This is a genomic window from Balneola sp. EhC07 (assembly GCF_001650905.1).
Lineage (GTDB): Bacteria > Bacteroidota > Rhodothermia > Balneolales > Balneolaceae > Balneola.
Window position 1 is genome coordinate 163,402 of the sequence record NZ_LXYG01000018.1, and the last position, 25,180, is coordinate 188,581.

General features: G+C 37.6%; 24 protein-coding genes. 12 read left to right on the forward strand and 12 right to left on the reverse strand.

The window, feature by feature from the left end:
* Positions 1 to 6 precede the first annotated feature (6 nt).
* The 7 genes from A8B79_RS12570 to A8B79_RS12600 all read left to right on the forward strand — a co-directional run bounded on the left by A8B79_RS12570 (position 7) and on the right by A8B79_RS12600 (position 6,667).
* Positions 7 to 1,530, forward strand: coding sequence for an amidase family protein (locus A8B79_RS12570; RefSeq protein WP_066223293.1), 1,524 nt, complete (start codon positions 7 to 9; stop codon positions 1,528 to 1,530).
* Between the two features lie 27 nt (positions 1,531 to 1,557).
* Positions 1,558 to 2,325 carry an SDR family NAD(P)-dependent oxidoreductase gene (locus A8B79_RS12575; RefSeq protein WP_066223295.1) on the forward strand — a complete coding sequence of 256 codons (768 nt, stop codon included), beginning with the start codon at positions 1,558 to 1,560 and terminating at the stop codon, positions 2,323 to 2,325.
* Complete coding sequence (locus A8B79_RS12580) at positions 2,318 to 3,277, forward strand: M28 family peptidase (protein ID WP_066223297.1); 960 nt, start codon at positions 2,318 to 2,320, stop codon at positions 3,275 to 3,277. Before A8B79_RS12575 ends, A8B79_RS12580 begins: the two co-directional genes overlap by 8 nt.
* Positions 3,277 to 4,110, forward strand: a complete 834-nt coding sequence (prmA, locus tag A8B79_RS12585; RefSeq protein WP_066223299.1) for a 50S ribosomal protein L11 methyltransferase — start codon at positions 3,277 to 3,279, stop codon at positions 4,108 to 4,110. Before A8B79_RS12580 ends, prmA begins: the two co-directional genes overlap by 1 nt.
* Complete coding sequence (locus A8B79_RS12590; RefSeq protein WP_066223301.1) at positions 4,107 to 5,030, forward strand: Ppx/GppA phosphatase family protein; 924 nt, start codon at positions 4,107 to 4,109, stop codon at positions 5,028 to 5,030. The genes prmA and A8B79_RS12590 overlap by 4 nt, the downstream gene beginning before the upstream one ends.
* A 71-nt stretch (positions 5,031 to 5,101) precedes the next feature.
* Positions 5,102 to 5,731 (forward strand): RNA polymerase sigma factor, encoded by a 630-nt coding sequence (locus A8B79_RS12595; protein WP_066223303.1) that lies wholly within the window; start codon positions 5,102 to 5,104, stop codon positions 5,729 to 5,731.
* A gap of 279 nt (positions 5,732 to 6,010) precedes the next feature.
* Complete coding sequence (locus A8B79_RS12600; protein ID WP_066223305.1) at positions 6,011 to 6,667, forward strand: hypothetical protein; 657 nt, start codon at positions 6,011 to 6,013, stop codon at positions 6,665 to 6,667.
* Positions 6,668 to 6,675: 8 nt separating this feature from the next.
* On the opposite strand, the gene queG is transcribed toward A8B79_RS12600, so the two are convergent.
* Genes queG through A8B79_RS12625 form a run of 5 tightly spaced genes read right to left on the reverse strand, consistent with a single transcriptional unit; the run spans position 6,676 to position 11,482 of the window.
* A complete protein-coding gene (queG, locus tag A8B79_RS12605) occupies positions 6,676 to 7,611 on the reverse strand; it encodes a tRNA epoxyqueuosine(34) reductase QueG (protein WP_066223307.1) in 936 nt (311 codons plus the stop codon).
* Between the two features lie 7 nt (positions 7,612 to 7,618).
* Positions 7,619 to 8,320, reverse strand: coding sequence for a cell division ATP-binding protein FtsE (gene ftsE, locus A8B79_RS12610; protein ID WP_066223309.1), 702 nt, complete (start codon positions 8,318 to 8,320; stop codon positions 7,619 to 7,621).
* On the reverse strand, positions 8,302 to 9,078 hold the full coding sequence (locus A8B79_RS12615) for a class I SAM-dependent DNA methyltransferase (protein WP_066223311.1): 777 nt from the start codon (positions 9,076 to 9,078) through the stop codon (positions 8,302 to 8,304). The genes ftsE and A8B79_RS12615 overlap by 19 nt, the downstream gene beginning before the upstream one ends.
* On the reverse strand, positions 9,062 to 10,063 hold the full coding sequence (gene pdxA, locus A8B79_RS12620; RefSeq protein WP_066223312.1) for a 4-hydroxythreonine-4-phosphate dehydrogenase PdxA: 1,002 nt from the start codon (positions 10,061 to 10,063) through the stop codon (positions 9,062 to 9,064). Before pdxA ends, A8B79_RS12615 begins: the two co-directional genes overlap by 17 nt.
* 39 nt (positions 10,064 to 10,102) lie before the next feature.
* Complete coding sequence (locus A8B79_RS12625) at positions 10,103 to 11,482, reverse strand: GWxTD domain-containing protein (protein WP_066223314.1); 1,380 nt, start codon at positions 11,480 to 11,482, stop codon at positions 10,103 to 10,105.
* A 111-nt stretch (positions 11,483 to 11,593) separates the two neighbouring features.
* On the opposite strand from A8B79_RS12625, the gene A8B79_RS12630 reads away from it, so the two are divergent.
* Entirely contained in the window at positions 11,594 to 13,225 is a 1,632-nt protein-coding gene (locus A8B79_RS12630) for an acyl-CoA carboxylase subunit beta (protein WP_066223316.1), read from the forward strand.
* A 30-nt stretch (positions 13,226 to 13,255) separates the two neighbouring features.
* The gene (locus A8B79_RS12635; RefSeq protein WP_066223318.1) at positions 13,256 to 13,774 is read left to right on the forward strand and encodes a hypothetical protein; all 519 of its coding nucleotides are present in this window, start codon (positions 13,256 to 13,258) and stop codon (positions 13,772 to 13,774) included.
* 25 nt (positions 13,775 to 13,799) lie between these two features.
* Here the strand turns inward: A8B79_RS12635 and A8B79_RS12640 are convergent, their stop codons facing one another.
* From A8B79_RS12640 to A8B79_RS12660, 5 genes are all read right to left on the reverse strand, one after another.
* On the reverse strand, positions 13,800 to 15,110 hold the full coding sequence (locus A8B79_RS12640; RefSeq protein ID WP_066223321.1) for a hypothetical protein: 1,311 nt from the start codon (positions 15,108 to 15,110) through the stop codon (positions 13,800 to 13,802).
* 11 nt (positions 15,111 to 15,121) lie between these two features.
* Positions 15,122 to 15,433 (reverse strand): hypothetical protein, encoded by a 312-nt coding sequence (locus A8B79_RS12645; protein ID WP_066223323.1) that lies wholly within the window; start codon positions 15,431 to 15,433, stop codon positions 15,122 to 15,124.
* Positions 15,434 to 16,000: 567 nt separating this feature from the next.
* Positions 16,001 to 16,258 (reverse strand): GIY-YIG nuclease family protein, encoded by a 258-nt coding sequence (locus tag A8B79_RS16230; RefSeq protein ID WP_201118590.1) that lies wholly within the window; start codon positions 16,256 to 16,258, stop codon positions 16,001 to 16,003.
* A gap of 48 nt (positions 16,259 to 16,306) precedes the next feature.
* Positions 16,307 to 18,535 (reverse strand): NADP-dependent isocitrate dehydrogenase, encoded by a 2,229-nt coding sequence (locus tag A8B79_RS12655; RefSeq protein WP_066223325.1) that lies wholly within the window; start codon positions 18,533 to 18,535, stop codon positions 16,307 to 16,309.
* Between the two features lie 203 nt (positions 18,536 to 18,738).
* On the reverse strand, positions 18,739 to 19,458 hold the full coding sequence (locus A8B79_RS12660; RefSeq protein ID WP_066223328.1) for a hypothetical protein: 720 nt from the start codon (positions 19,456 to 19,458) through the stop codon (positions 18,739 to 18,741).
* Positions 19,459 to 19,604: 146 nt separating this feature from the next.
* Between A8B79_RS12660 and A8B79_RS12665 the strand changes: the two genes are divergently transcribed.
* The 3 genes from A8B79_RS12665 to A8B79_RS12675 all read left to right on the forward strand — a co-directional run bounded on the left by A8B79_RS12665 (position 19,605) and on the right by A8B79_RS12675 (position 23,497).
* On the forward strand, positions 19,605 to 19,820 hold the full coding sequence (locus A8B79_RS12665; RefSeq protein WP_235603691.1) for a hypothetical protein: 216 nt from the start codon (positions 19,605 to 19,607) through the stop codon (positions 19,818 to 19,820).
* 11 nt (positions 19,821 to 19,831) lie between these two features.
* On the forward strand, positions 19,832 to 21,661 hold the full coding sequence (gene mutL, locus A8B79_RS12670) for a DNA mismatch repair endonuclease MutL (RefSeq protein WP_066223329.1): 1,830 nt from the start codon (positions 19,832 to 19,834) through the stop codon (positions 21,659 to 21,661).
* 729 nt (positions 21,662 to 22,390) lie between these two features.
* Entirely contained in the window at positions 22,391 to 23,497 is a 1,107-nt protein-coding gene (locus tag A8B79_RS12675; protein WP_066223331.1) for a tRNA-queuosine alpha-mannosyltransferase domain-containing protein, read from the forward strand.
* Here the strand turns inward: A8B79_RS12675 and A8B79_RS12680 are convergent, their stop codons facing one another.
* Together A8B79_RS12680 and A8B79_RS12685 are read right to left on the reverse strand one after the other, a co-directional pair.
* Complete coding sequence (locus tag A8B79_RS12680; protein ID WP_066223333.1) at positions 23,498 to 24,790, reverse strand: M28 family metallopeptidase; 1,293 nt, start codon at positions 24,788 to 24,790, stop codon at positions 23,498 to 23,500. It abuts the gene before it with no gap.
* Entirely contained in the window at positions 24,787 to 25,179 is a 393-nt protein-coding gene (locus A8B79_RS12685) for a PIN domain-containing protein (protein WP_066223335.1), read from the reverse strand. Before A8B79_RS12685 ends, A8B79_RS12680 begins: the two co-directional genes overlap by 4 nt.
* Position 25,180 lies beyond the last annotated feature (1 nt).

Here is a 25,180-nt window from a genome sequence, read left to right on the forward strand (position 1 = left end):
AGAAGATTGTCTACAAACAGCATCGCTGAGATAAGAGAACAAATTCTCAACGAAAACCTCTCCCTGAAAGACATTGTTACTGACTATATTGCCACGATTGAAGATCAAGATTCGGAGATCAATGCATTTGTCTCAACTTATTTCGAAGAGGCTCTTTCTGAAGCAGAAAAAATTGAAAAAAAGATAAAAAACGGAACCGCGGGCTCTCTCGCGGGTGCTGTTCTGGGTATAAAAGATCTGATTTGTGAGCGAGGACGCCAAGCTACTTGTGCGTCTGAAATTCTTGGTGATTTTGAGAGTGTATATGATGCTACTGTCATCGAGCGCTTGAAAGCCGAAGATGCAATTTTAATCGGAAGAACCAATATGGATGAATTTGCCATGGGTTCAGCAAACCAGTTCAGTAGATATGGAGCTGTAAAAAATCCGGTTGATACATCTAAAGTATCCGGAGGTTCATCAGGTGGTAGTGCTGCTGCAGTGGCATCAAACATGGTGAGTGCATCTCTGGGGTCAGATACCGGTGGTTCAATTCGTCAACCGGCAGCATTTTGCGGGGTTGTTGGAGTAAAACCTACCTACGGTCGTGTTTCCCGCTGGGGACTAATCGCATTTGCATCTTCATTTGACTGTATTGGGCCTTTTGCTAATAATGTAGAAGATGCTGCAAGAGTACTTCAAGCCATTTCCGGGTTTGATGAAAAAGATAATACCTCTGCAAATATACCGGTTCAGAATTATACAGAAGAGCTTAAGCAGCCAAATAGAAATATTAGAATTGGTGTTCCGGAAGAGTATTTTGGCGAAGGACTGGATTCAGAGATTTCTTCTAATATTAATGAAACTCTTAAAAAATTAGAATCAGAAGGTGCTGAGTTAGTACCGATCAGTTTACCACATACTAAATATGGAATTGCTACTTATTACATACTTGCTACAGCAGAAGCTTCCAGTAATTTAGCGCGGTTTGATGGGATTAGATACGGACACAGGGCTGAAAAATCTTCCGTTGTTGAGGAGTTAAAAGAAGAAGAAGGTCGCTTAAGGGAAGAATTTAAAGACGATCAGGTTCAATTAGATCTGGCATTGTCTAAAATGGATAGTGCGTTGATAAAACTGTACAAAAAATCCCGAACAGAAGGTTTTGGCACTGAGGTAAAGCGGAGAATCATGCTAGGAACTTATGTGCTCAGTTCAGGTTATTACGACGCTTATTATGCAAAAGCGCAAAAAGTTAGACGCCTTATTCAGGAAGATTTCAAAAAAGCGTTCGAAAAAGTTGATGTAATAGCCGGTCCTACCACTCCAACTACAGCTTTTGATCAGGGAGCGAAGCTGGACGATCCTGTGCAAATGTATCTTAATGATATTTATACTACCTCAGCGAATCTAGCAGGTATTTGCGGAATAAGTGTTCCATCGGGTTCTCATTCGAACGGTTTGCCAATTGGAATTCAATTTTTGGCGGATTCATTTCAGGAATCTAAAATTCTTAACGCCGGAAGATTAGTTGAACTTCTGGATAAATAGAAAAGTTAAGTTCTGAAAATCGGATAAATGAATCGACTAAGTGGAAAAAATATCATCATAACAGGAGCTACGTCAGGAATTGGAAGAGCGGCTGCTTATCAGTTTTGTGAACTGGGAGCTAATTTGTTTCTTACCGGTAGAAGGGCTGAACGACTAGATGAAATTAAAAGCGATCTGTTAAAAACAAATCCTGATTCAGAGATCAATACGTACACTTTTGACTTAGCAGATCGTAGTGCCTGTAACCATTTTGTCGAATCAATTAATTGTGATATTGATATCTTAATCAATAATGCGGGTTTGGCTTTAGGTAAAGATGCTGTTTATGAATTAGATCGATCTGATATTGATCAGATGTTTGCTGTAAATGTTCAGGGTCTGTTGGAACTAACCAGACTTATTTCGCCGCAAATGAAAGCGAGAAATGTTGGGCATATTATAAACGTTGGTTCTACAGCAGGACACGAGGCTTATGCAGGCGGAGTGGTGTATTGTGCTACAAAGCATGCAGTTAAAGCGATCACCGAATCTACGAAGAAAGATCTTCACGGATCGGAAGTACGTGTAAGTATGGTGTCACCCGGAATGGTGGAAACAGAGTTTAGTAACGTTCGATTCAAAGGTGATAATGAAAAAGCGGAATCAGTTTACAAAGGATTTAAGCCTTTAACAGCAGACGATATTGCCGAAATAATAGTATTTATTGCAAACAGACCGGAGCATGTAAATATTATGGATACTATTATCTATCCGGTTTCACAATCATCCCCAACAATGGTTTACAGAGATGAATAAAATTCTAGTTTTACTATTTGCTTTTATTACCGTCTTAGCTTGCAACAAAGGAGCAGGACTTCAATTTTCTGAAAAAGGAAGAGAGGTTCCTGAATTTTCTTCGGATTCAGCTTTTAAATATATAGAGACACAGGTTAATTACGGTCCTAGAGTTCCAAACACATACGGACATGTTAAGACCAGAGAGTTTTTAGAAGGAAAACTTAAAGAGTACGCAGGAGCAAACGCAGTATTCTCTCAGGAATTTACTGAAGAAGGATATGGTGAGACTCTTGAAATGGCGAATATAATTGCGGCTTTTAATACTTCTTCCAGCGACAGAATAATGTTATGTGCTCATTGGGATACACGCCCGAGGGCGGATCAGGATACTAGCAGAACCGGTGAATACATTGCCGGAGCCGATGATGGCGGCAGTGGAGTAGGAGTGCTGATTGAACTGGCAAGGATCTTTTCTGAAAATCCACCGCCAATTGGTGTTGATATTGTTCTATTTGATGGTGAAGATTATGGTACGTCAGGAGATCTCGCAAAGTATTTTTTAGGATCACGTCATTGGTCAAATAATCCTCCGGTTCCCGGGTACAATCCAAGATTTGGAATTTTATTGGATATGGTTGGTGCTGAACGAGCTGTTTTCCCAAAAGAAACTTACTCTTTAAGTTACGCTCCGAATCTTGTGGACGAAATTTGGGAAATAGCTGATGATAAAGGGTATTCCGATATCTTTCCTAATCAGAGGGGAGCCGGTGTTTTGGATGATCATTATATCATTTATGAAAACACTGAAATCCCGGTTATTGATATAATAAATCATTCTGTAGGTGCGGATGGAAATATAAAATTTGCTCCACATTGGCATACCCATCGGGATGATCTGCCAATTATAGACAAGAATACTCTTCAAGCAGTTGGAAACGTACTTCTTGAATTAATCTATAATCGTATTTGATGGATTATATCCGACTACATATTGAGTTAGCTGATGATCTGCATGAGTTATTGATCGCTGAACTTTTTGAGATGGATTTTGAAGGATTCGAACAAGAAAGTGATCTTTTAATTGCTTCGGTTCCATCATCAAGATTCGATGATGTTAAAAGAGAAGAGATCACAAAAATTTTATATTCATTTGAAAATTCAGAGTTAATAAAAGAAGAGTTAGTATCTCCCCAGAACTGGAATGAAAAGTGGGAGAATTCTATTGAACCTCAGACTATTGGCAGTTTTTACGTGAGGCCAACATGGGCAAAAGAGTTAACTTCAGATTCGGATTTGACCGAATTACTCATCGACCCGAAGATGGCATTTGGTACAGGTTACCATGCAACAACACGTTTGATATTAGGTTGGCTTTCGGAAATCATCAGCAAAGAAGACAAAGTTCTTGACGCAGGAACCGGAACCGGAATTTTAGGAATCGCAGCTTTAAAACTAGGCGCTGAATCAGTTTTTGGCTTTGATATAGATGAATGGAGCGAAGACAATTCAAAAGAGAATATTGCCTTAAATGATGTTGAAGGATTTGAGGTTAAACTCGGATCTACAGAAGTTATTCCTGCAGACAGTGTTTTTGATGTAATTCTGGCAAATATAAATAGAAACGCATTGATAGAATTAATTCCTGAATTACTTTCTTATTTAAAGAAAGAAGGTACTTTATTACTTTCAGGCTTACTGGAAGGTGATGAACAAACCATCATGAATTTAGAATCAGTTAAGAGATTAACGCACCTTGAAACCAGACAAAACGGAGAGTGGATCGCAATTCTACTAAAAAAATGAAAGCAGCTATAGATATAGGTACAAACACAGTTTTATTGCTTATTGCCGAAGAAAATGAAGACGGATTAAGGATGCTTCATGAAGAACAAAGGATGCCCCGACTTGGAAAAGGAGTGGACGTTAATAAAACTCTTTCAGAGGAAAGCATTGGAAGAGTAATTACTTCCATAAAAGAGTATAAAAATATTCTGAGTACTCAGTTTGCTAAAGTAACAGATGTAATTGTTACCGCAACAAGTGCAGTTCGGGATGCTTCAAACAGAAATGAACTAATCAATCTGGTAAAAAAAGAAACAGGTTTTGACGTTCAGTTACTTTCAGGAGAAGAGGAAGCAGAATATACTTACAAAGGTGCTTTAACTGTGTTTGATGAGCAAGTTGCCGGCGATGTTTTTGTATTGGATATCGGAGGAGGAAGTACAGAAATAGCTCTTGGCAGAGATGGAAAACTTATAGACTCTCATTCTTTTGATATGGGTTGTGTTCGGTTTACTGAAAGATTTTTGGTGCAAGACCCGCCTTTTCAGGAACAAATAAGAGAATGCAGACAAGCTGTAAAAAGTATGCTGGAGACTAAGAAATTCAAACCCAAAAAGAACGTACAAGCAGTTGGTGTTGCAGGGACTCTTACTTCTTTGGCTGCTATAGATCTGCAGATTGATGAGTATGATCCGGAACATATGAACGGGCACTTGATAGTTCGGGATAAACTTAAAAAAGGAATCGAAATATTTAGTTTACATACCCATCAGCAACTACTTGAGTTAAGCCCGAAAGTTCTGAAAGGAAGGGAAGATATATTTCTGGCGGGTTTGCTTATTCTGGAAGGTTTTCTAAATTATTTCGATTTAGAAGAGATCAGAGTTTCTACCGGAGGAATTCGTCACGGAGCATTAATGAATCAACTAAATAAAACTTAGATCATTTTTTCAAAAAAACCGATTTTCATTTACGCTAAGCTTTGTATTTTAGCTTCGCACAAAATCAGATAATGTCAGATATCAGTACAGAAAAAAATTCATCACCCAGAGAAAATGCCTCAGCAAGTAGTATTGAGGATGACGGCTTTGTTATAAGAGCTCTAAAAGGAGATGAAAGTGCATATAAAGATCTGATGAACAAATACGATCGCCCGATTTATTTTCATATTCGGAAAATGATCAAAGAGAAAGAACTTGTTGAAGATCTTGTTCAGGAAGTATTTATGAAGGCTTTTAAGAACCTTTCTACTTACAGCAATGAGTACGCTTTTTCAACCTGGTTGTATCGTATTGCGACCAATCATACCATTGATTACCTGAGAAAGAAGAAGCTACAGACATTGTCGATCAATGACCCGTACAAAACCAAAGACGGTGAACTTGAGATCCAGCTTCCTGATGAAACTTACGCTACTGACAAAGCAGTGATCAAGAAGGAGAGAAAGCAAATTGTTCAAAACGCTATCGAAAATCTTCCTGAAAAGTACAGAGCAGTTATACAATTGCGTCATATGGACGAACTTTCATACGATGAAATAGCAGACGAACTTGATCTTCCATTAGGGACGGTCAAAGCACATATCTTCAGAGCCAGAGAGCTTTTATATAAAGCATTGATCGATAAGCGCGGAAGCTTTTAGATCCCATTCACTCATTTAAGGCTTAGTTTTGCTAACTATCAGTGTTAAAATCTGTTCTTTTGGGTATTATCTACTGAATAGTTAATTAACAAAAAACTTGATTATGAAGCTCGTTAAATACTCAGCTGTTTTTACTTTCTTGCTAATTCTGCCTGTTGAAAGCTCAAATGCTCAAATGCTCAAATCTGGAAGAAAATTAAAAATAAGACTAAGCAAAAGGTCGAAGATAGAGTCGCTGAAAAAGTATCTGAAAAATTAGCAGAAGCAATTTTGGGTAAAATGACTGAGAAATTTGAATTAGATTCAAATCCGTATCGGGGCGGAACAAAAATATCGAAGCCGGAAAATTTACCTGAAGAATATTCCTTTGATTGGAAGTATCAAATGAAGATAACAAACGGGAATTATTCTGAGGATATGAATTTGAATTACTGGCTGTCATCAGAGAATTCTTATATAGCTTATTCAAATCCGGAGTCTCCTGAAATGTTTTCAGTTGTTGATGCAGAAAATCAGGCAATTGTATCTTATACCGAAGAAGAGGGAAAATCTTTTGCCATGTCGTATTCGTATCCCATCGACTCAATAGTTGAAAATAACGATGCTCTTGGTACAAATGATGCTGTTAATGTAACAGAGCTTCCTGATAAAGAGTTTTTAGGATATACAGCAAAAGGTTATGAAATAGATACTTCTGAGTCTACAATGATCATCTATGTAACATCAGATTTTGATGTGAAATTTTCAGGAAATGCAGCTATACCGGGCCAGAATATTGCTTATATCTTTTCAAATACCTCGGAGATTAAGGATTCTTTAACTATGTATATGAAGTTCGTTGATAAGTCTGATCCCGATAATGCAATGGAAATGGAGTGTGTATCGATCCAAAAAGACAAGCTTGTGAAAAAGAACAGCGAATATAATTTCCTTTAGAAGGGATATTACTTCAAGTTATTGTAAACGATCCCTGCATTCATTTTAAATTTCTCAAATTTAGCCCTGCGAATCGCACTTCCTTCAAAAAGTGCATCGTATTGTGGATTATCTATTTCGTTCCAGAAATCTATATTCTTGTTCAATAACTTTGTTCTGGGTTTCAGATCTGCCATTTGAGTTAAAGAAGGATCTTTATTCCATGGACAAACATCCTGACAGATATCACAGCCATACATCCATTCTCCCAAAGAGGATTGGAGTTCTTGCGGAATCTGCTCTTTAAGCTCGATCGTGAGGTAGGAGATGCACTTGTTCGAATCAATACGGTAAGGCTCGTAAATGGCATCTGTAGGGCAGGCATCGATGCATCTGGTACAAGTGCCGCAATGATCGGTAGTTCCGGATGAATAATTGAACTCCACATCCAAAATCATTTCTCCAATAAAGAAGAAAGATCCGATATCCTTGTTCAAAATATTTGAATTCTTACCCATCCAACCTAGTCCTGAACGAACAGCCCATGCTTTGTCCAAAACAGGAGCTGAATCAACAAAAAACCTGCCTTCAATATTACCAACCAAAGACTCTGTATAGTTAAAGAGATCTTTCAGTTTTTTCTTAAAAACTTTATGATAATCTCTACCCAATGCATATTTGGCGATTTTTGGATTCCCTGATGATTGATGATCATGCTCCGGGGAATAATAACTTCCAATAACTGAAACCACAGATTTTGCACCCGGAACAAGTTTTGTGGGGTCAACTCTTTTGTCAAAGTTGTTCTCCATCCAGCTCATTGTTCCATGACGCTGCTGAACTAACCATTCTTCCAAACGACGGGCTTCTGTTTCAAGGAATTCAGCTTTTGAAAATCCACAGGCATCGAATCCTAACTGTAAGGCGTAATTTTTAACAGCTTCAGTCAGATTCTTAGAATCCATAATGAGTTTATTTTACAGGAACCAATTTATCGCCTTTCCATTGAAGCTCTTGTAATGAGCCTTCGATCATGCGAACAGTGCGGAAAGGATATTTTTTCACCAATGCATAATCGTGAGTGACCATAAGCACGGCCATTCCACGGTTATTGATTTGCTTTAGAAGGTCCATGATGCTTTTGCTTGCACCAGGATCAAGATTTCCCGTAGGTTCATCTGCAAGCAGTATTCTGGGTTCGTTTGCTAAAGCACGGGCAATAACCACTCTTTGTTGCTCCCCGCCTGAAAGATCTTTTGGCATATGCTTTCGTCTATGACTTAAGCCGACCATAGTGAGAACTTCTAAAACTCTTTGCTTAACAAATTTGGGTTTTTCACCTGTTACCTGAAGTGCGAAAGCCACATTATCAAATACATTCCGGTCCTGAAGAAGTTGGAAATCCTGAAATACAATACCTAAACGGCGTCGAAGCATAGGAACTTCTTTCATGCTGATCTTATTTACAGGGTAATCTGTAACCCGAACAGTTCCGGTATCCGGCACAATATCTCTGTACAGAAGTTTTAAGAAAGAACTTTTACCAATTCCTGTAGCTCCGATAAGGTAGGTGAACTCACCATTGTGAAGCTTGAAATCGATATTGTTGAGAACTCTTCGGTTTTCAAAGCTTAAACTTACATTTCTTAATTCAATTACAGATGTTTCTGACATTTAAGTACTATTGTTATACGTGCGCTGTTTTCGTCGGCATCAATAAGATCAAAATCGCCATATTTTGCAACTAAATGATAGGGCGTTTGTTTCAAAATTGATAACATTTCTTCTAAAGTATAAATACGTTGCTTGTGAACTTCTTTGAACGTAGATAATATTTCTTTTTTGTCTTCTGATAATTGTTCAATCTCAAAAGTGTTGGTGTGTATTTTGTTGATGGCATCATACTCACTTGTTCTGAAAAATCTTAGATCTTTTACTTCAGCTTCTTCATTATTCAGATATTCTACCGCTTGAAGAGAATTCAATGGTGTTGAGAAATCAAAAATAAATAACCCGTCCGGCTTTAGAACTTTTTCGCATTCTTCGAGCATTGCTATTATTTCTGAATCTGTTTGTAAGTAATTCACACTATCAAAAACTGAAAATATCACATCAAATTTTTCTTCAATGTTAATATTCAAAAAATTCAGAGTTTGGAACCTGACATCAGCATTTTGCTCAATCGCTTTTTGCTTAGCCACTTCGATCATTTGAGGGGAGAGGTCACTGGCAAGTATATCATAATAGCCTAATTCATCGAGAGAAATAGCAACTGATCCTGTTCCGCAAGCTAACTCCAGTACTTTTTCACACTCCGGATGATGTACCTGTATAATTTCATCGATATAGTCAGCCCAGGATTCATAATCAACATTTTCCATCAACTTATCATACAGAGGAGCGAGATTGGAATAATTATCTGTTTCTTTCATTCCTTGATTTCTTTTGTGCAAGTTCAACTGCAAGTTGGTATGCCTGGATAAAAGATGAAGGGTCTGCAATTCCTTTTCCTGCAATATCAAAGGCCGTTCCATGGTCAGGTGAAGTTCTGATGATAGGAAGCCCTGCAGTAAAATTAACTCCTTTACCAAAGGATAAAAGCTTGAAAGGAGCGAGCCCCTGATCGTGATACATAGCCAGAATTGCATCGTACTGCTGATGTTTTTTCTGTCCGAAAAATCCATCTGCAGGGAATGGACCGTCAACATTAATACCAGATTCTTTTAATTTACCGATAGCCGGAGTTATGATCTCATTTTCCTCAGATCCTAAAACCCCACCATCACCGGCATGTGGATTCAATCCAAAGACAGCAATTCTAGGGTTGGAAATCCCGAAATCCTGCTTCAGACTTTCACTCAGAATTGAGGCTTTAGTTATAATCAGTTCCTGATTTAGAGAAGATGCAACTTTACTGATAGGAATATGACCTGTTATAAGAGCTACTCTCAGAGCTCCGTTCACAAGCATCATCAAAACTTGATCGGTATTTGTTTGCTCAGCTAAAAATTCAGTATGTCCCGGAATATCATATCCAGCTAACTGTACAGACTCTTTCGAAATAGGAAGAGTCACCATAGCCTTGAGCTCTTTAGCTATACAAAGGCTTATTGCTGACTCTATAGATCTCATAGAAGCAAGTCCTGCTTGTTTAGTGATCTTACCCGTTTCAATCTCCGGAGAGGATTTGTTTGTATCAAGAATATTTAGAATTCCATCTTTTGCTTCAGATACAGAAGTGATCTTGTGAAACGATTTATTCAGTCCAAGTTCAGAATTGTAGAAATCGATTACAGGGGCAGAAGAAATAAGAATAGGGACAGAAACAGAATAATCGATCTCTGAGATTGCTTTTAAAGCGATCTCAGGACCAATTCCGTTTATATCTCCAATCGTTATTCCAATTTTGGGTAGCATAAGCGAAAGTTAACACTTAGGCTATTGAAACGCAGAGGATTATTTGCCCACAAGCAAGAATTCTGAGAAGCCCGATCCTTTTTCAAATACGAAAGTGCGGTTCTTATATTTCCAGGTTTCTATTACTTGACCCTTCTTTGGGAATGAACGGTCGCGGGAATTTGGTGGCCCGTATTTTATATATACTTCACCCCGATCTGTATCTTGTCCATTCGGTGTTTCAGGCGTTCTGTATTCAACAAAAGCATAATGAACCCTTCTAAAGTATTCTGTCATTAACTCATTGAATTCTGTATCCGGTGTAGGATCTCTTTTATCCCAAAATGCGCGGAATTTACTTTCCTTTTCTTCAGGATTTCCTTTTTTCAGTTTATCGAGTTGGTCTTCAGGTACAATGTACTTCATCATATCGATAGCAATATCCAGATTTAAAAGTGCAGGAGGGATATCCGGCCAGTAAGAGCGAGCTATTTTTTTAGCTTGTACTTCTTTGCCTGAACTGCTCTTTAATTCAAGCGAGTAAATGGAGTTCTCAAATTCTGAATTCGGAACTTGAACAAGAGCATATGTATAATTGCCATCACCCTTTACAATAGAAAAAGAAGTCTCTTTTCGGTCGAGCAGTTTTAAAGAAGAGTTCGTATAAATTTGTTCAGAGTTGATATCAATGGTTTTAACCAATTTTGTATTCGTAGTATCTTTTCTGTTAATTTTTGCTTCACTAATGTTTAATTGGTACGATTCTGAAGGGGAGAAGTCAGGAATTCGGATCAAAGCCTGATAATCTTCTCCATATAAAACGTTACTCCCCATGTTGATCAGCTCGAGATCAGATTCTGATCCATTGGCTTTTATCAGGTACATTTCTCCTTCTTTACTTGTGGCAAAGTTTTTGATCCTGATATTTCGTCTTTGAGAGTTCCGATCATTAGTTTCCTCCATCAAACTCAGCTGTAAAACATAGTTATACATTCCGGGATTTAGTTCTGTAACTAACCTACCCGAAGCGAACTTATTTCTTGATTTTGTGTCGTCATAAGTTTCAACAAAAAGAGTGTCTTGCCACAGATCTCGCGACACCGGACTTATATTTTTAAGTTGTTTTTTGGAGACTTTTCCTTCAAAGATCTCAGTATTCAGTCTTGCCATACTATAAAATTCAGCATTCTCCGGAGCTTGAATTTCATCATCTGTTGAAAGCTTTTTAAAAGGTAAAAAGCTATTGTCCATCCTGAAAATGAAAACGAGTTTTCCTTGTTCCGGATTATCACCGGGAATCACAATTGCGTCAAGGAAGAAATTGGGAGTAGCAGCTCTGTTAGCTAAATTCGTATAGGTAACATCTCCTCTTCTTTGAGCAAACATCAACGATGTAGAAGTGAGCACAACAAGGAGCGAAGAAAGAATAAATTTTTTCATTACAAAGGTTTTTAAATTCAATTACATCTAAATCACGTTATGAATCATTAAAATTCCTATAATCAACGCAATAGTAATCACTAGTATTATAATAAAAGATTTCTGACAAACATGGCGAATTCAAACGCATCTAATAAAGAAAATTGGTTAAACGAATTACTCGATAATTTAAGAGCCCAAGAACATGAGATAATGTTAGGGGGTGGGCAAAAAAGAATAGATAAGGAACATGCAAAAGGTAAGTTAACTGCTCGGGAACGTATAGAGAAATTATTAGATGAAGATTCAGATTTTTATGAACTAGGTTTATGGGCTGGCTATGAAATGTACGATGATGTTGGTGGTTGCCCGGGTGGTGGAGTAGTTACAGGTGTAGGAAAAGTAGAAGGCAGAGATTGTATGATCGTTGCAAATGATGCCACAGTTAAAGCCGGTGCCTGGTTTCCTATTACAGCAAAAAAGAATTTAAGAGCTCAGGAAATTGCTATCGAAAATCATATCCCTTTGATCTATTTAGTTGATTCTGCGGGTGTGTTTTTACCAATGCAGGACGAAATTTTCCCGGATAAAGATCATTTCGGGCGAATGTTCAGGAATAATGCTGTTATTTCAGCAAAAGGAATTCCTCAAATAGCAGCTATTATGGGAAGTTGTGTTGCCGGTGGCGCTTATTTACCTATCATGAGTGATGAAGCTTTGATCGTAGATGGAACCGGAAGCGTTTTCTTGGCAGGAAGTTATTTAGTTAAAGCTGCTATAGGCGAATCTGTTGATAATGAGACTTTAGGAGGTGCTACCACTCACACTGAAATAAGTGGTGTAACGGATTATAAAATGAAGGATGATGAAGAGTGTTTAGAAACCATTCGTGATCTTGTGGGTAAACTAGGGCCGCATAAAACTGCAGGATTTAACAGAAAAGAAGCAAAACTTCCTTCAAGATCGTCAGCTGAAATATTTGATATCCTGCCGGAATCACGTACCTCTCCATATGACATGAATGAGCTGCTGGAGTGTATTATTGATGAAGATAGTTTTACGGAGTTCAAAAAGGGATATGGCCAATCTCTGATCACAGGATACGCAAGAATTGATGGATGGAGTGTTGGAATTGTGGCAAATCAAAGATCAATTTCCAGAACCAAAAAAGGAGAGATGCAGATTGGTGGAGTTATTTATTCTGATTCTGCTGATAAAGCCGCTCGTTTTATCATGAACTGTAATCAAAAGAAAATTCCATTGATCTTTTTTCAGGATGTAACAGGATTTATGATCGGAAAGCGAAGCGAACATGGTGGGATAATAAAGGACGGAGCGAAAATGGTGAATGCTATGAGTAATTCCACCGTCCCAAAGATCACTGTGGTAGTAGGGAATAGCTACGGAGCAGGAAATTACGCCATGTGTGGAAGAGCATACGATCCGAGGTTTATGTTTGCATGGCCAACTGCAAATATTGCTGTAATGAGTGGTGCATCAGCAGCAAAAACACTTACTCAGATCAAAATTGCTACTATGAAGAAAAAAGGGGAAGAAGTAAGCGAAGAAAAACAAAATGAGCTTATGGAAGAAATTACCGATCGTTACAACAAACAAACGGACGTTCGCTATGCCGCTTCAAGGCTTTGGGTTGATGCTATCATCCATCCCGCAGAAACCAGAGACAGAATTTCTAATGCGCTTGAATGTGCTAACCTGAACCCTGATATAGAGGAATTTAAGACCGGAGTTATTCAAACGTAACTCATACGTACTTAAACAGTACGGAAACTTATGAAATACAAACTGGATGAATATAGCGAAGAACTTAAGCTCAATGTAGAAGCTACTTTTACACTTATAGATTTTACGGCGTTAATCGTATGTTTTATTCTTGGGTTTATATTCGCTGTGTTCTTTTGGATATTTTTTATAGCCGTTTTTATTAAGGTATTCGCAAGTCATGAGTTTATTTTTAACACGGATACTTATTCAGTAACTCAAAATATTCGCTGGTTTAGTTATTTAAAAATTAAAAGAAGAGAGTTCTCTTTTGGTGAAGTAAAATGCATTCGTTTTTCGAATGAAGAATCAGGTAATGTTCTTCAGGAGACCATGAAACTGAAAGAGTGGTTTACTATTGATTTCATTCTTAAAAGTAATTTTTCTAGAATAGTTAAGGTGCCGGAAGACGAACTTCCTCAAGCAGATGAACTCTATTTAGTTCTTAAAGAAAGAGTAGGAGAGTTCTTTAAATTTGAAACAGATATAGTTTATATAGAAAAGCCCGAATCAGAAGAAACGGGCTTTTAAGAATCTGTCTTATTTAGTTATAGGTTTAATCAGGGAGTAAGAGACTCCAGTTTGCACTTATACTAAAAACAGGACTTATTTCTCCAAAAACCGGAACACCAAGATTTAAGGAAATTTTATTAGTAGATGTAAACGGAACACTAAGTGAACTTCTTAACATCATATAATTAGTTTGAAAAACTTCATCCAGACCGTCGGGAATATCTCTTGCCAGACGGAGTTCAAGTCCGGTAGAAAATGATACAGTCTGATTTTCAACTGACTTAGAGAACTCTAAACCAAAGGCTGAATCTAAAGAGAAATTCGTTCTCCCCGAGACCATTGTAGTATCCATTACAGGCATATTCATAACAGTATCTGTTGAAATACTCTGATAATCTTCCTGATCAAAATAATCCACTCCAATTCTGAAATGGTATTTCATAGTCTGTTCTTTTTTATCTTCCAGTGTTCTTCCGCGTGCTAATCCACCAAATAGACGCGTTCCCGCTGCACCTGGTTTACTTCCCAATGTTGGATCGCCTGAATCAAAACGAAGATCAAGTCCAAAGTACTTTGAATCTGCTTTCATCCTTGCTTCTCGTAATTTTGATTCAAGTTCATCCTTTTGTTTTTGAGTGAAAACCGGAAATTCAATGTTGCTGTAACAGGAATTAGTAGATTCGTCTTTGTTTTTAATTTGATCGTAGCAAGCTTGCTTATCAGTGGCGTCATTAAGTAATTTATTAATGCTTAAAGCAACTTTGCTTTGATCTATAGTTAACCGGGTATAGATGCTTTGGACATTCTGAAGCAACTCATCTCCTGCAGATATACCGGTTATATTTAACCGAGCCCGAACTCCAAAATATTCCAATTCCGAAGTATTTTCTTCAACAGCATTAGTTGGGAAAAAAACTGTGATATCCCCCAAGCGGCTTGATTTTGCAGTTTCGTTAGGATTAGAAATATCCGTATAGAATATCGATGGATTCAAAGTAAGAGCAAAAATGGTAGAAGCACCATCGTCGGTTCCACCGGTGGCAAAACTACCACCTGCAAGTGCAATAGGTTGAACAGAAGTAACTGCACCACTTTGATTTAATAACCCAGCTCCGGATGGCTCTGCATTTCTGTTTTGCAATACCCTGGGCTTGAGATTCGGGTTTTGACTGCTTGTAATAAAATTATTATCAGTTAGTTCACTGGACAAATAAACAGAAAGAGACATACAATAATCTGCAGGTAAACTGCCGGGAATATTTAATGAGTCGTAAATCTCTTTACAAGCATCCTGAGCTAATAAAGCCGTAGAAAACATAGAAAACATAGAAAAGAAAATGATTCTGAATTTCATAATACTGAATGTTAATTAACTGAATAGCTCCATCTAAGATCGCCCTGTATATTCTCGGTGCTTCCGGGAATATTACTTCCGTTTTCCTTTACGGTAAGAACTCCGCTATCTGTATTTGAACCAAAATCTACTATAACATTTAGAATCCCGGATTCTGTAGGAGTAATGGATACAGAATCTGCTCCTCCGGGTGCCACTGCTTTCGAGTCACCATTTCCATCTGAACTTGTAATAAATAAAAGTGCAGATCCGCTATTAGAACTTGAACATGAAAGTTCAGCAGTAATTGTACTATTCTTGCTTACGTTTCCTTTATAAGGCATAATAATTGAATTAGTTCATGTTAGTACTTATCAATTAGCAAATTTTATTTCTAACTACATAATTAATTGTCTGTTAAAGTTAAATTCTAATATTATTTCTTCATTTATACCTACCAGATGGCGTTTTTTAAGGATTCAAAAAAGGCAAAAAATTGGTTATTTAATGTAGATGAGATCTATCCGATGTAAAAATGTGGTGAAATAATTTAAATTTGAAACGGATATCGTTTATATAGAAAAGCCCGAATCAGAAGAAACGGGCTTTTAAGATTTTTAAGAATCTGAAGTATTTACAGATCCTGAATCAAGTTTAGAATTGTAGATGTTAGCTAATTCGTTTACAAAATTTCTTTATACCAACCTCAATATTGCAAGCAGGTCATCCCGTCCGCCAGCTGGCGGATCGGGATCTTATGTAAAGGCTTTTAGTCTGTTCTTGTTTACCATCCTCTTAAGGTATCATACCAATCCTCCAACTTTGGATTGTTTTGCTTTACCAGATTCCATTTCCATTGTTTATGCCCATTCTTTAGTTGCTTCTCCCTTGCTATATAAGCATCACTTATATTATCGTATTTTTCCGCATATATTTGGAATGGTTAGTCTGTACTTTGAAGTACATAAAGAGCCTTCTCCCAGTTTATGTTTCCACACTCGTGAATGAATGTTATTGGTAACTCCGATGTAAATCGTAGTTCTTCGATAGTTAGTAAGAAAGTACACATAGCCTTTGTTCATAGTAAGTAAAACTGTTTCAAGAGCAATTCCTTGCAAAAATCCCGATCCGCCAGCTGGCGGACGGGATGACCCTATATATTTTACCATTCAAAAACTGTTAGCGAATTACCTAACATATTCAAGAAGACAATAAGTCTAGAAATCCGATAGTATTCCATTCAAGGTCTCACTCGGTCGCATTGCAGTTGACGCCAATTCATTATTAGGGTTGTAATATCCCTGAATATCAACCGGATTTCCTTGTACGTCTATGAGTTCAGTATTGATCTTTTCCTCATTGTCAGACAAAGAGTTATAAAGATCAGAAAACTTCGAAGACAGGTCGGAATCTTCAGTTTGATTGGCTAAAGCTTCTGCCCAATACATAGCTAAATAAAAGTGACTTCCACGATTATCTATTTGTCCAAGTCGACGTGCAGGAGATTTATCATTCTGTAGAAATTTAGAAGTAGCATTATCTAAAGCTGCACCCAAGATCTTTGCTCTTTGATTATCAAATGTTTTACCTAAGTGTTCCAGAGAAACCGCTAATGCTAAAAACTCACCCAATGAATCCCAGCGGAGATAATTGTCAGCAACAAATTGCTGAACATGTTTTGGAGCAGAACCGCCTGCACCGGTTTCAAACAGTCCGCCGCCATTCATCAAAGGAACAATAGAAAGCATTTTTGCACTGGTTCCAACTTCCAGAATAGGGAAGAGATCGGTTAGATAATCACGCAGTACGTTTCCTGTTACTGAAATGGTGTCTTTTCCTTGTCTGATTCTTTCCAAAGAAAACCAGGTTGCTTTAACAGGACTCATAATATGAATTTCAAGTCCGTTAGTATCGTGGTCTTTTAAGTAAGTATTTACTTTTTTGATAAGCTCAGCATCATGCGCACGGTCTTCATCTAACCAGAAAACAGCCGGAGAACCGGTATCTCTTGCTCTGGAAACTGCTAATTTTACCCAATCCTGAACCGGAGCGTCTTTTGTTTGACACATTCTCCAGATATCGCCTTTTTCTACAACATGTTCAATAAGAGTGTTTCCATCGGAGTCTAAAACTCTGACTTTACCATTACTATCGATCTCAAAAGTTTTGTCATGTGAGCCATATTCTTCAGCTTTCTTGGCCATTAAACCAACATTAGGAACACTTCCCATTGTTGTAGGGTCATAAGCTCCGTGCTTTTTACAGTCTTCGATCACAGCCTGATATACATCCGCATAACTGCTGTCCGGAATTACTGCTTTAGTATCCTGTGTTTTTCCTTCTTTGTTCCACATACAGCCCGAAGTTCTGATCATTGCAGGCATGGAAGCATCAATGATAACATCACTTGGCACATGTAGGTTAGTAATTCCTTTGTCAGAATTTACCATGGCAAGATCAGCCTGATTTTCATAACAAGCTTCGATGTCCGCTGCAATTTCTTGTCTTTTGTCTTCAGGAAGTTCGTCTAATTTTGAGATCAGATCACCGAATCCGTTGTTGGTATCAACTCCAAGGTTTTGGATGGTCTCAGCGTGCTTTTCGAATACATCTTTGAAGAAGATCTTAACTGCGTGACCAAAAATTATAGGATCGGAAACTTTCATCATCGTTGCTTTCATATGAAGCGAAAATAAAACACCCGTTTCTTTCGCTTCTTTGATCTGGATATCCAAGAAACGCAGCAACGCTTTTTTGTTCATTACAGCGGCGTCAATGATCTCGCCTTCCAGTAATGAAATACCATTTTTTAAAACTGTTTTGTTACCTGAAATGTCTTCATGTTCGATGGTTACATCGATGGCATTACTAAGAGTAACCGATTGTTCCGTAGATCTGAAATCGCCATGATCCATAGTCGATACATGAGATTTAGACTCAGCTCTCCATTCTCCCATGGAATGAGGATTATTGCGAGCATATTCTTTAACGGCTTTCGGAGCTCTACGATCAGAATTTCCTTCACGCAGAACGGGATTTACCGCGCTACCTTTTACTTTATCGTATTGAGACTTGATCTTCTTTTCTTCATCGGTTTTAGGCTCTTCAGGATAATCCGGGAGAGCGTAGCCTTGAGATTGCAACTCTTTAATTGCTGCATTTAATTGAGGAACTGAAGCACTTATATTCGGAAGCTTGATGATATTTGCTTCGGGCTTTTTAGCAAGTTCTCCAAGTTCAGCTAAAGCATCTCCGATATGTTGATCTTCTTTCAAATAGTCAGGGAAATTTGCGATAATTCGACCTGCTAATGAGATATCTCTGGTTTCAACAGCAACACCGGCTACTTTTGCGAATGATTCAATAATTGGTAGAAAAGAGTAGGTTGCTAAAGCCGGAGCTTCATCAGTTTTTGTGTAAATGATCTTTGCTTTGTTGTCGCTCATTATTCTCTGAAGTCTTTAAATTTAGTTTAGATCGTTTCCCGCCGGAAAGTCACCCGAAGTTAAAAATTAATAGGCTAGGAGTTTACGAAAAAAGGAATACAATTAAGAATTTCTCAATGAAGAATTAACATTTGATTTCATTGAAATTGATCATTTATTCATTCTTAATTCTGAATTGATATTCTTATATAAGCAATGCTTACTTATCTTTTTGATGAAGGATCATCACCACCAAGACCATTACCGTCAATCCAATCAATTTGCACCCATTTGTAGAAAAGCCAGATTAGTTTTTCTTCACGAAATAGCCAAACATCACTTCCTACTGCGATGACAAAAAGTTCTTGTTCTACATACCATGGATATAAATCTATTATTTCCTCATCAAATGAAATAACCCTATTACCAAAAACAATGCAGTGTACTTCTTTAGAGAATTCATAATACTCACAGTTACCTCCAATCTTACCTCTAAATGGTAATGCTTCAATGGAATCCGATACAGAGTCTACAATTTGTTTAAAGTATTCATTTAAAAGCGTATAAGTATTTTCGGGACTTATTTTATTAATAGAGTCTAAATCTGTATTTAAAATCTTGTTTACAGCGCTGAGATCTAATGTAAACTTTTCTTGTTTTATTACTTCTGAGCTGTTAGTCTCAAAATCTCTTTTTCCATTCTTGTCTATAAATGTTTGAAAGACTGGATACTTTTTATTTTGAAACTTAAAAGTGGAGTCTAATTGTAGATCACTAACCAGTTGAAATTCTAATTTTAGATCGTATGGGTTTTCAAATTCAGTTTTCATCATCTCTGAAATATTCCGTTCTCTTAAACTTTTCTTTCCGATCAAAAAGTAGGTGATCAGGTTTAACAGAAGTAAAGAGAGTAAAATTAAAAGAGTATATCGAATGACTTTCATATCTCATTATAACAGATTTAGGATCAAAAACTCATATGAAATCTCATTGATTCATTCCTAATTCTTTCATTCCTAATTATTATATTGGCAATGATTAGCGGAGGTACTCCGTTGGTTTCAAAAAGGTTAATTTAACTTCCAGAGCCATGATCAGACCCATGTTCGGTTTCCGTCCGAAGCCAAAAAAATTCGATTTACCATTCAGATACCACGATCCTGAAAAGGAACAGCGTGAAGACGAAAGAAGAAAACGCCGTATCAAATTTCAAACACACAACAGAGTTAAGCCAAAGCAAAATGTTAAAGTTCTGGCCTTAGCTTTACTGCTTTCATTAGTGGTTTATATCATTACACTTTTATAGGATTTATTTAGTTGAACGAAACGAAGGAAAGCACTTCAGTTATACATCAGTTACCACCGGAAATCAGTAACAAGATTGCTGCAGGTGAAGTTATACAAAGACCGGCTTCCGTAGTTAAGGAGTTATTGGATAATGCCGTTGATGCCGGATCGGATGAGATTAAAATAATTATTGAACAAGCAGGCAGAACGCTCATTCAAGTGATTGATAACGGTTGTGGAATGAGTGAAGAAGATCTTCCGCTTTGTTTTGAACGTCATGCAACTTCAAAGATAAACACGGTTGATGATCTTTTTAAGATCAGAACGCTGGGATTTCGGGGCGAGGCAATGGCTTCCATCGCTTCCGTTTCTCAAGTTACTGTCAGATCAAAAAGAGCAGAAGATGATAACGGCTGGGAGTTTGAAGTTGACGGTGGCGATGAAAAGGAGATCAAACCGGTAGCTACTCCCGATGGAACTTCTTTTTCGATAAGAAATCTGTTTTTTAATGTCCCGGCCAGACGTCAGTTTTTGAAAACTGATGTAACAGAGCTTCGTCATATTCTCAGGACGGTTCAATATGCAGCTCTTGCAAATACAAATGTGGCATTTCAGGTTGTAGCTGATGGTGAAGAGATCTACAATCTTCCGGTTCAATCACTCAAAGAAAGAGTGTCAGCTATATTCGGAGCTCCTTATAAAGCAAGTTTGATCGAGTTTGGGGAAGAAACCAGCTATGTAAAGATCTTTGGATTTGCTTCTGATCCGAAACTGGCTAAAAAAAGCAGGGGAGAGCAATTTCTTTTTGTAAACGGAAGACCATTTCAGCATCGCTATCTTACTCATGTGCTACTCAGTTTGTATGATGCCTGGACTAAGAATAATGAGTATCCGTTTTATGCTTTATTCTTTGAAATAGATCCTTCTAAAGTTGATGTGAACGTTCATCCTTCTAAAATGGAAGTTAAATTTGAGGATGAAAGAAGTGTAATTCAGCTTGCACGTTCGGTAGTAAACCGTTCTCTGAACGAACATTTTATGGTTCCTAATATCCAAAGAGAAGAAAGCACCTTTCTCGGCGATAACGAAAGCAAAGGATTTGATTCCGGCTTTAGTTTTAATCAGAAGAAGGATGTTCGTCAAAGTGAGTCCGGATTTCATATTCCATCCAGAATTAACCGAAATCCTGCAAAGGGCAGAGGAGACGAATTTGGCGAGATGTTGTATGGTCAATCTTCTTCATCAGAACAAACTTTCAGTTCCGGAGACTTCAGATCTGAAGATAGTAAACCAAGTGATAATCATGGATTTTTCCAACTTCATAATGCATATATCATTACTCAGACGCGTACAGGAGTTTGTGTTATTGATCAGCATTTGGCCCATAAACGCATCATCTTTGAAAAAGCGATAACTGCTACTGAATCTGCTCTTCCAAGTACACAGCAGCTTTTATTTGCTCAAACGATGGAATTGTCAGCAAGTGATTACACTTTGTTGAAAGAATTACATCCGATCTTACAAAGAATGGGTTTTTCTGTTCAAATGTTGAGTGGAAATACGGCTATGATCAACGGTGTCCCGGCCGACATTGAGATCGGAAATGAACAAGAAGTACTGATCTCTATGCTTCATCAGTATCAGGATCTTGGAAAGAAAATGAATCTGGAAGCCAGAGATAAATTAGCAATTTCATTTGCATCCAAAGCGGCAATTCCAAGAGGTAAAGAGCTGGATATCAAAGAAATGGAAGCATTGGTAGATCAATTGTTTGCATGCGATCAACCTTATCTGGATCCTTTGAAAAAGCCCACAATCGTTTATCTTTCGCTGGATGAAATACAGTCACGGTTTAGATGATAATTTGTTCTAAGTTATCTTACGGCGAATGCATCAGATACTAGCCATTAATTCTGTTTCTGTACTCTATCTGATATACTGATTCATTAACGGTATTAATATTTATTGCCTAAGTTAAAAATCGCCCTTAGTATTTAAGACGGAGAAGAGAGCATGATCCGGATGCGTCTGCGAAGCAGGAATAATCCTTTCTGGTGAAGAGTCTAATAATTATCTCAGCACGTACGAAAACCTTTAGGATTATTCAGCGTAGGATCAGTGAACCCGTCTTAAATACTTCGGCTTGATCTTTTCCTACTTTTGTATCAAGACAAAAGTAGGTAACCATGATCTAAACCAAACCAAAAATAAGGTTTCAATTCCTTCGTACTATGTACTTTTGTACCGACAAAAGTACCAAAAGCTCCCGACAAGAATTATTGGCGCGAACTCCATTGCATCGACTAATCATTACAAAAGGTCTACGAACGTATGATATATATTCAATAATCAGCCAGAAGTGTAATGATTGCTCCTTTGGAGCCGTCGATTTCATTGCATTCTTGGCTCGCCAATAATTCTAAAGGTCGGTGTGGTGGAGGCTTTATCTTGAAATCGTCAGGATTATTTACAGAACAATTTTTGTAAGTGAATTATCTAACTTCTACAGGAATGACTATTTGAAGACTAAGAAGACAGATAGGAATTTCTTATACTTGGCTTCTCTGGAATTTAGCTACTATTCTATAAATGAATATTCTTGCAATTGAACCTTTTTACAGTGGATCTCACAAAGCCTTTTTAAAGGGACTGATTGAGCATTCAAGTCATACAATCATTCCCATCAAGCTGAATTATAAAGGGTGGAAATGGCGAATGCATGGAGATTCAGTTACACTTGCAGAGCTAACCAGACAGGTAGAGGAAGATATAGATCTGTTGATGGTGAGTAGCATGACGAACCTGCCGGCTTTTATTGCGCTTACAAATCCCAGATTCTCTCATACTCCAAAGATCATGTATATGCATGATAATCAGTTTACCAGACCTATTCCGGAAGGAGAGAGCCGCGACCTTACCTTTTGCTATATAAACTATTTGAGTATGCTTGTAGCTGATAAATTGGTCTTTACTTCTCAGTTCCATATTGATGATCTGATGGAGGCGTTACCGAAGTTTTTGGATAATTATCCTGATGACAAACATTACAATACCGTAGAGCAGATCAGAGAAAAAAGTATAGTTTTACAGCCCGGTTTAGACCTGAAGAGCTTTAACGAACAAGCTGATACCCGGTTGAAGAATGAAAATCCGGTTATTGTTTGGAATCAACGTTGGCAGTTTGATAGAAACCCGGCCATGTTCTTCAGAGTGTTGAACAGGTTGAATGATATTGACTTAAAATTCGATCTGATATTAGCAGGAGATACCAAACACGAGAAGCCGGAAGAATTTGAAAAGGCCTGGCAGCGATATGGAACTCACATTACTCATTTCGGTTATGTAGACGACAAAGAAAACTACAGCAAGTTACTTCATTCGGGAGATATTGTAGTTTCAACAGCGAGTTATGAATTTTTTTGCACGCCGATTTTAGAAGCTATTTATTGTGGATGTCACCCATTTGTGCCTAATGCTCTTCATTATCCCGAATTGATACCCGAATCGCTTCACAGTCCTCTTTTACATGCTCCGGTTCTTTATAACGATGAAGATGCTTTATTCAAACATATGAAGGATCTCTTGACCGGAAAGACCAAGCCACTTCCAAAATCTTCTCTTCAGAATATTAATAAACATTTGGACTGGAGCAGAAAGATCAAAGATTATGATAAGTTGTTTGAAGAAATGATCTGATCAAAGCTGATCAATGAACTCTACGATCAGCTTAAAATAATCTTCAAACTCAGTAAGTGGTAATGTTTCAGGTCTGTCATAAACATCATGATAGGCTTGAATACCACCCAATGTATAAATGTAGAATCCGGGAACATCTTGCTGGTCAAACATACAATGATCGCTGTTACAAGCCGCTCCTCTTATTTTGATGTTGGGAAGCAGATCCAACTCTTCATTAATCTGAACCAGTTCATCAAATTGTTTTCTGTATACAGAACCATTTACAACCTGTATACCTTCATCTCCGGTTCCGGCAAGATCAAAATTCATGAGAAACTTTATTTCTGAAAGAGGGAAGAGAGGATTTTCAGTGAAATATTTAGAACCGATCAATCCCAGCTCTTCAGCTCCGAAAGCTATAAATACTGTGTTATAATTCGGCTTGTTTTCTGAGTAGTGTTTAGCCAAACTTAGAAGCATAGCTGTTCCGCTTGCGTTGTCGTTTGCACCGTTAAAAGAAGCCTGAGGGCCTAACTTCCCCAAATGATCGTAATGAGCTATAAATACAATAGTGGAGTCCGTGTTTTTACCTTGCACATATCCGATCACATTCTGAGTTTGATACTTTTTGATAAAAGAACTCTTTATATCCAGCTTCAGAGACTTTAAAGAACCATTTAACGAATCGGAATGAATAATGATGGTAGGTTTAGGATGTTGTCTGACGGAGCCTGCCCATGTCAACTTATCGTTGGTGAGTATGATCGTTCCTTTGGATGGATTTTGTGGATGATACTTCAAAAAGTTGATCACTCCATTTAACTGCTCGTTTTGTTCTTTACTGAAATTAGATTTATCAAAAGGCAGAACAGCGATCAATTGTCCGGAAGAAACTCTGAGTTTGTTAACAAATTTAGCATTATCCAGAATTTCATCTGCAGTCACAGTCATAACATCGAATGAACCCTTGAGAGAAGGAGAACCCGGATCCAATAAATAATCTTTTCCGGCTTCAAGCTCTTTTCCATTCACAATTACAGATTGTCGATCAGGAAAAGTATTTACAGAAGTTTCGAATTCCTGATAAAAACTACCATTGAATACCTGTAATCCAAACTTTTCGAATTCACTTCTGATAAAATCCGCAGCCAGTTTATCTCCGTTATCAACATAACCTCGGCCTTTGAGGCTGTCTGAAGCAAGAATATTTACTGCTTCCCGGGCATAATCTAAAGATTGAGCTGAAATTGATTCCGAAAGGATCAGAAAGGAGAATATTGCAAAAATGATCTTAAAAGGGTGAGAACTCATGATTTACCTACCAATTCAAAATTATAGATCTCGTTCATTAGCTCAAAGTGTTTATCTAGCGTATATAAAGTCATTTTTTCTTCTATAGCCTGTTGAAGAATCATCAAATCGGGAATACCTACCTTATTAATTCCATTTTTAAGATTCATGAATTGATATTCTCTAATTAATTCCCAGTCGATCTTTAATGGTATCAGCTCCAGAGAATTTAAACTGTCTATTGCGACATAATGTTGTTGCTTTTTTAGGATAGGAATCAGCTCTGTTAAAATTAACTCATTTACACAGATTAAATTTTCTTCGATAAGGCGGTCAAGAATAGGAAGTTTACCTTTTTTGAAATACTGAATCCAAACAGAACTATCTACAAGAACTTTATATCTGGACATT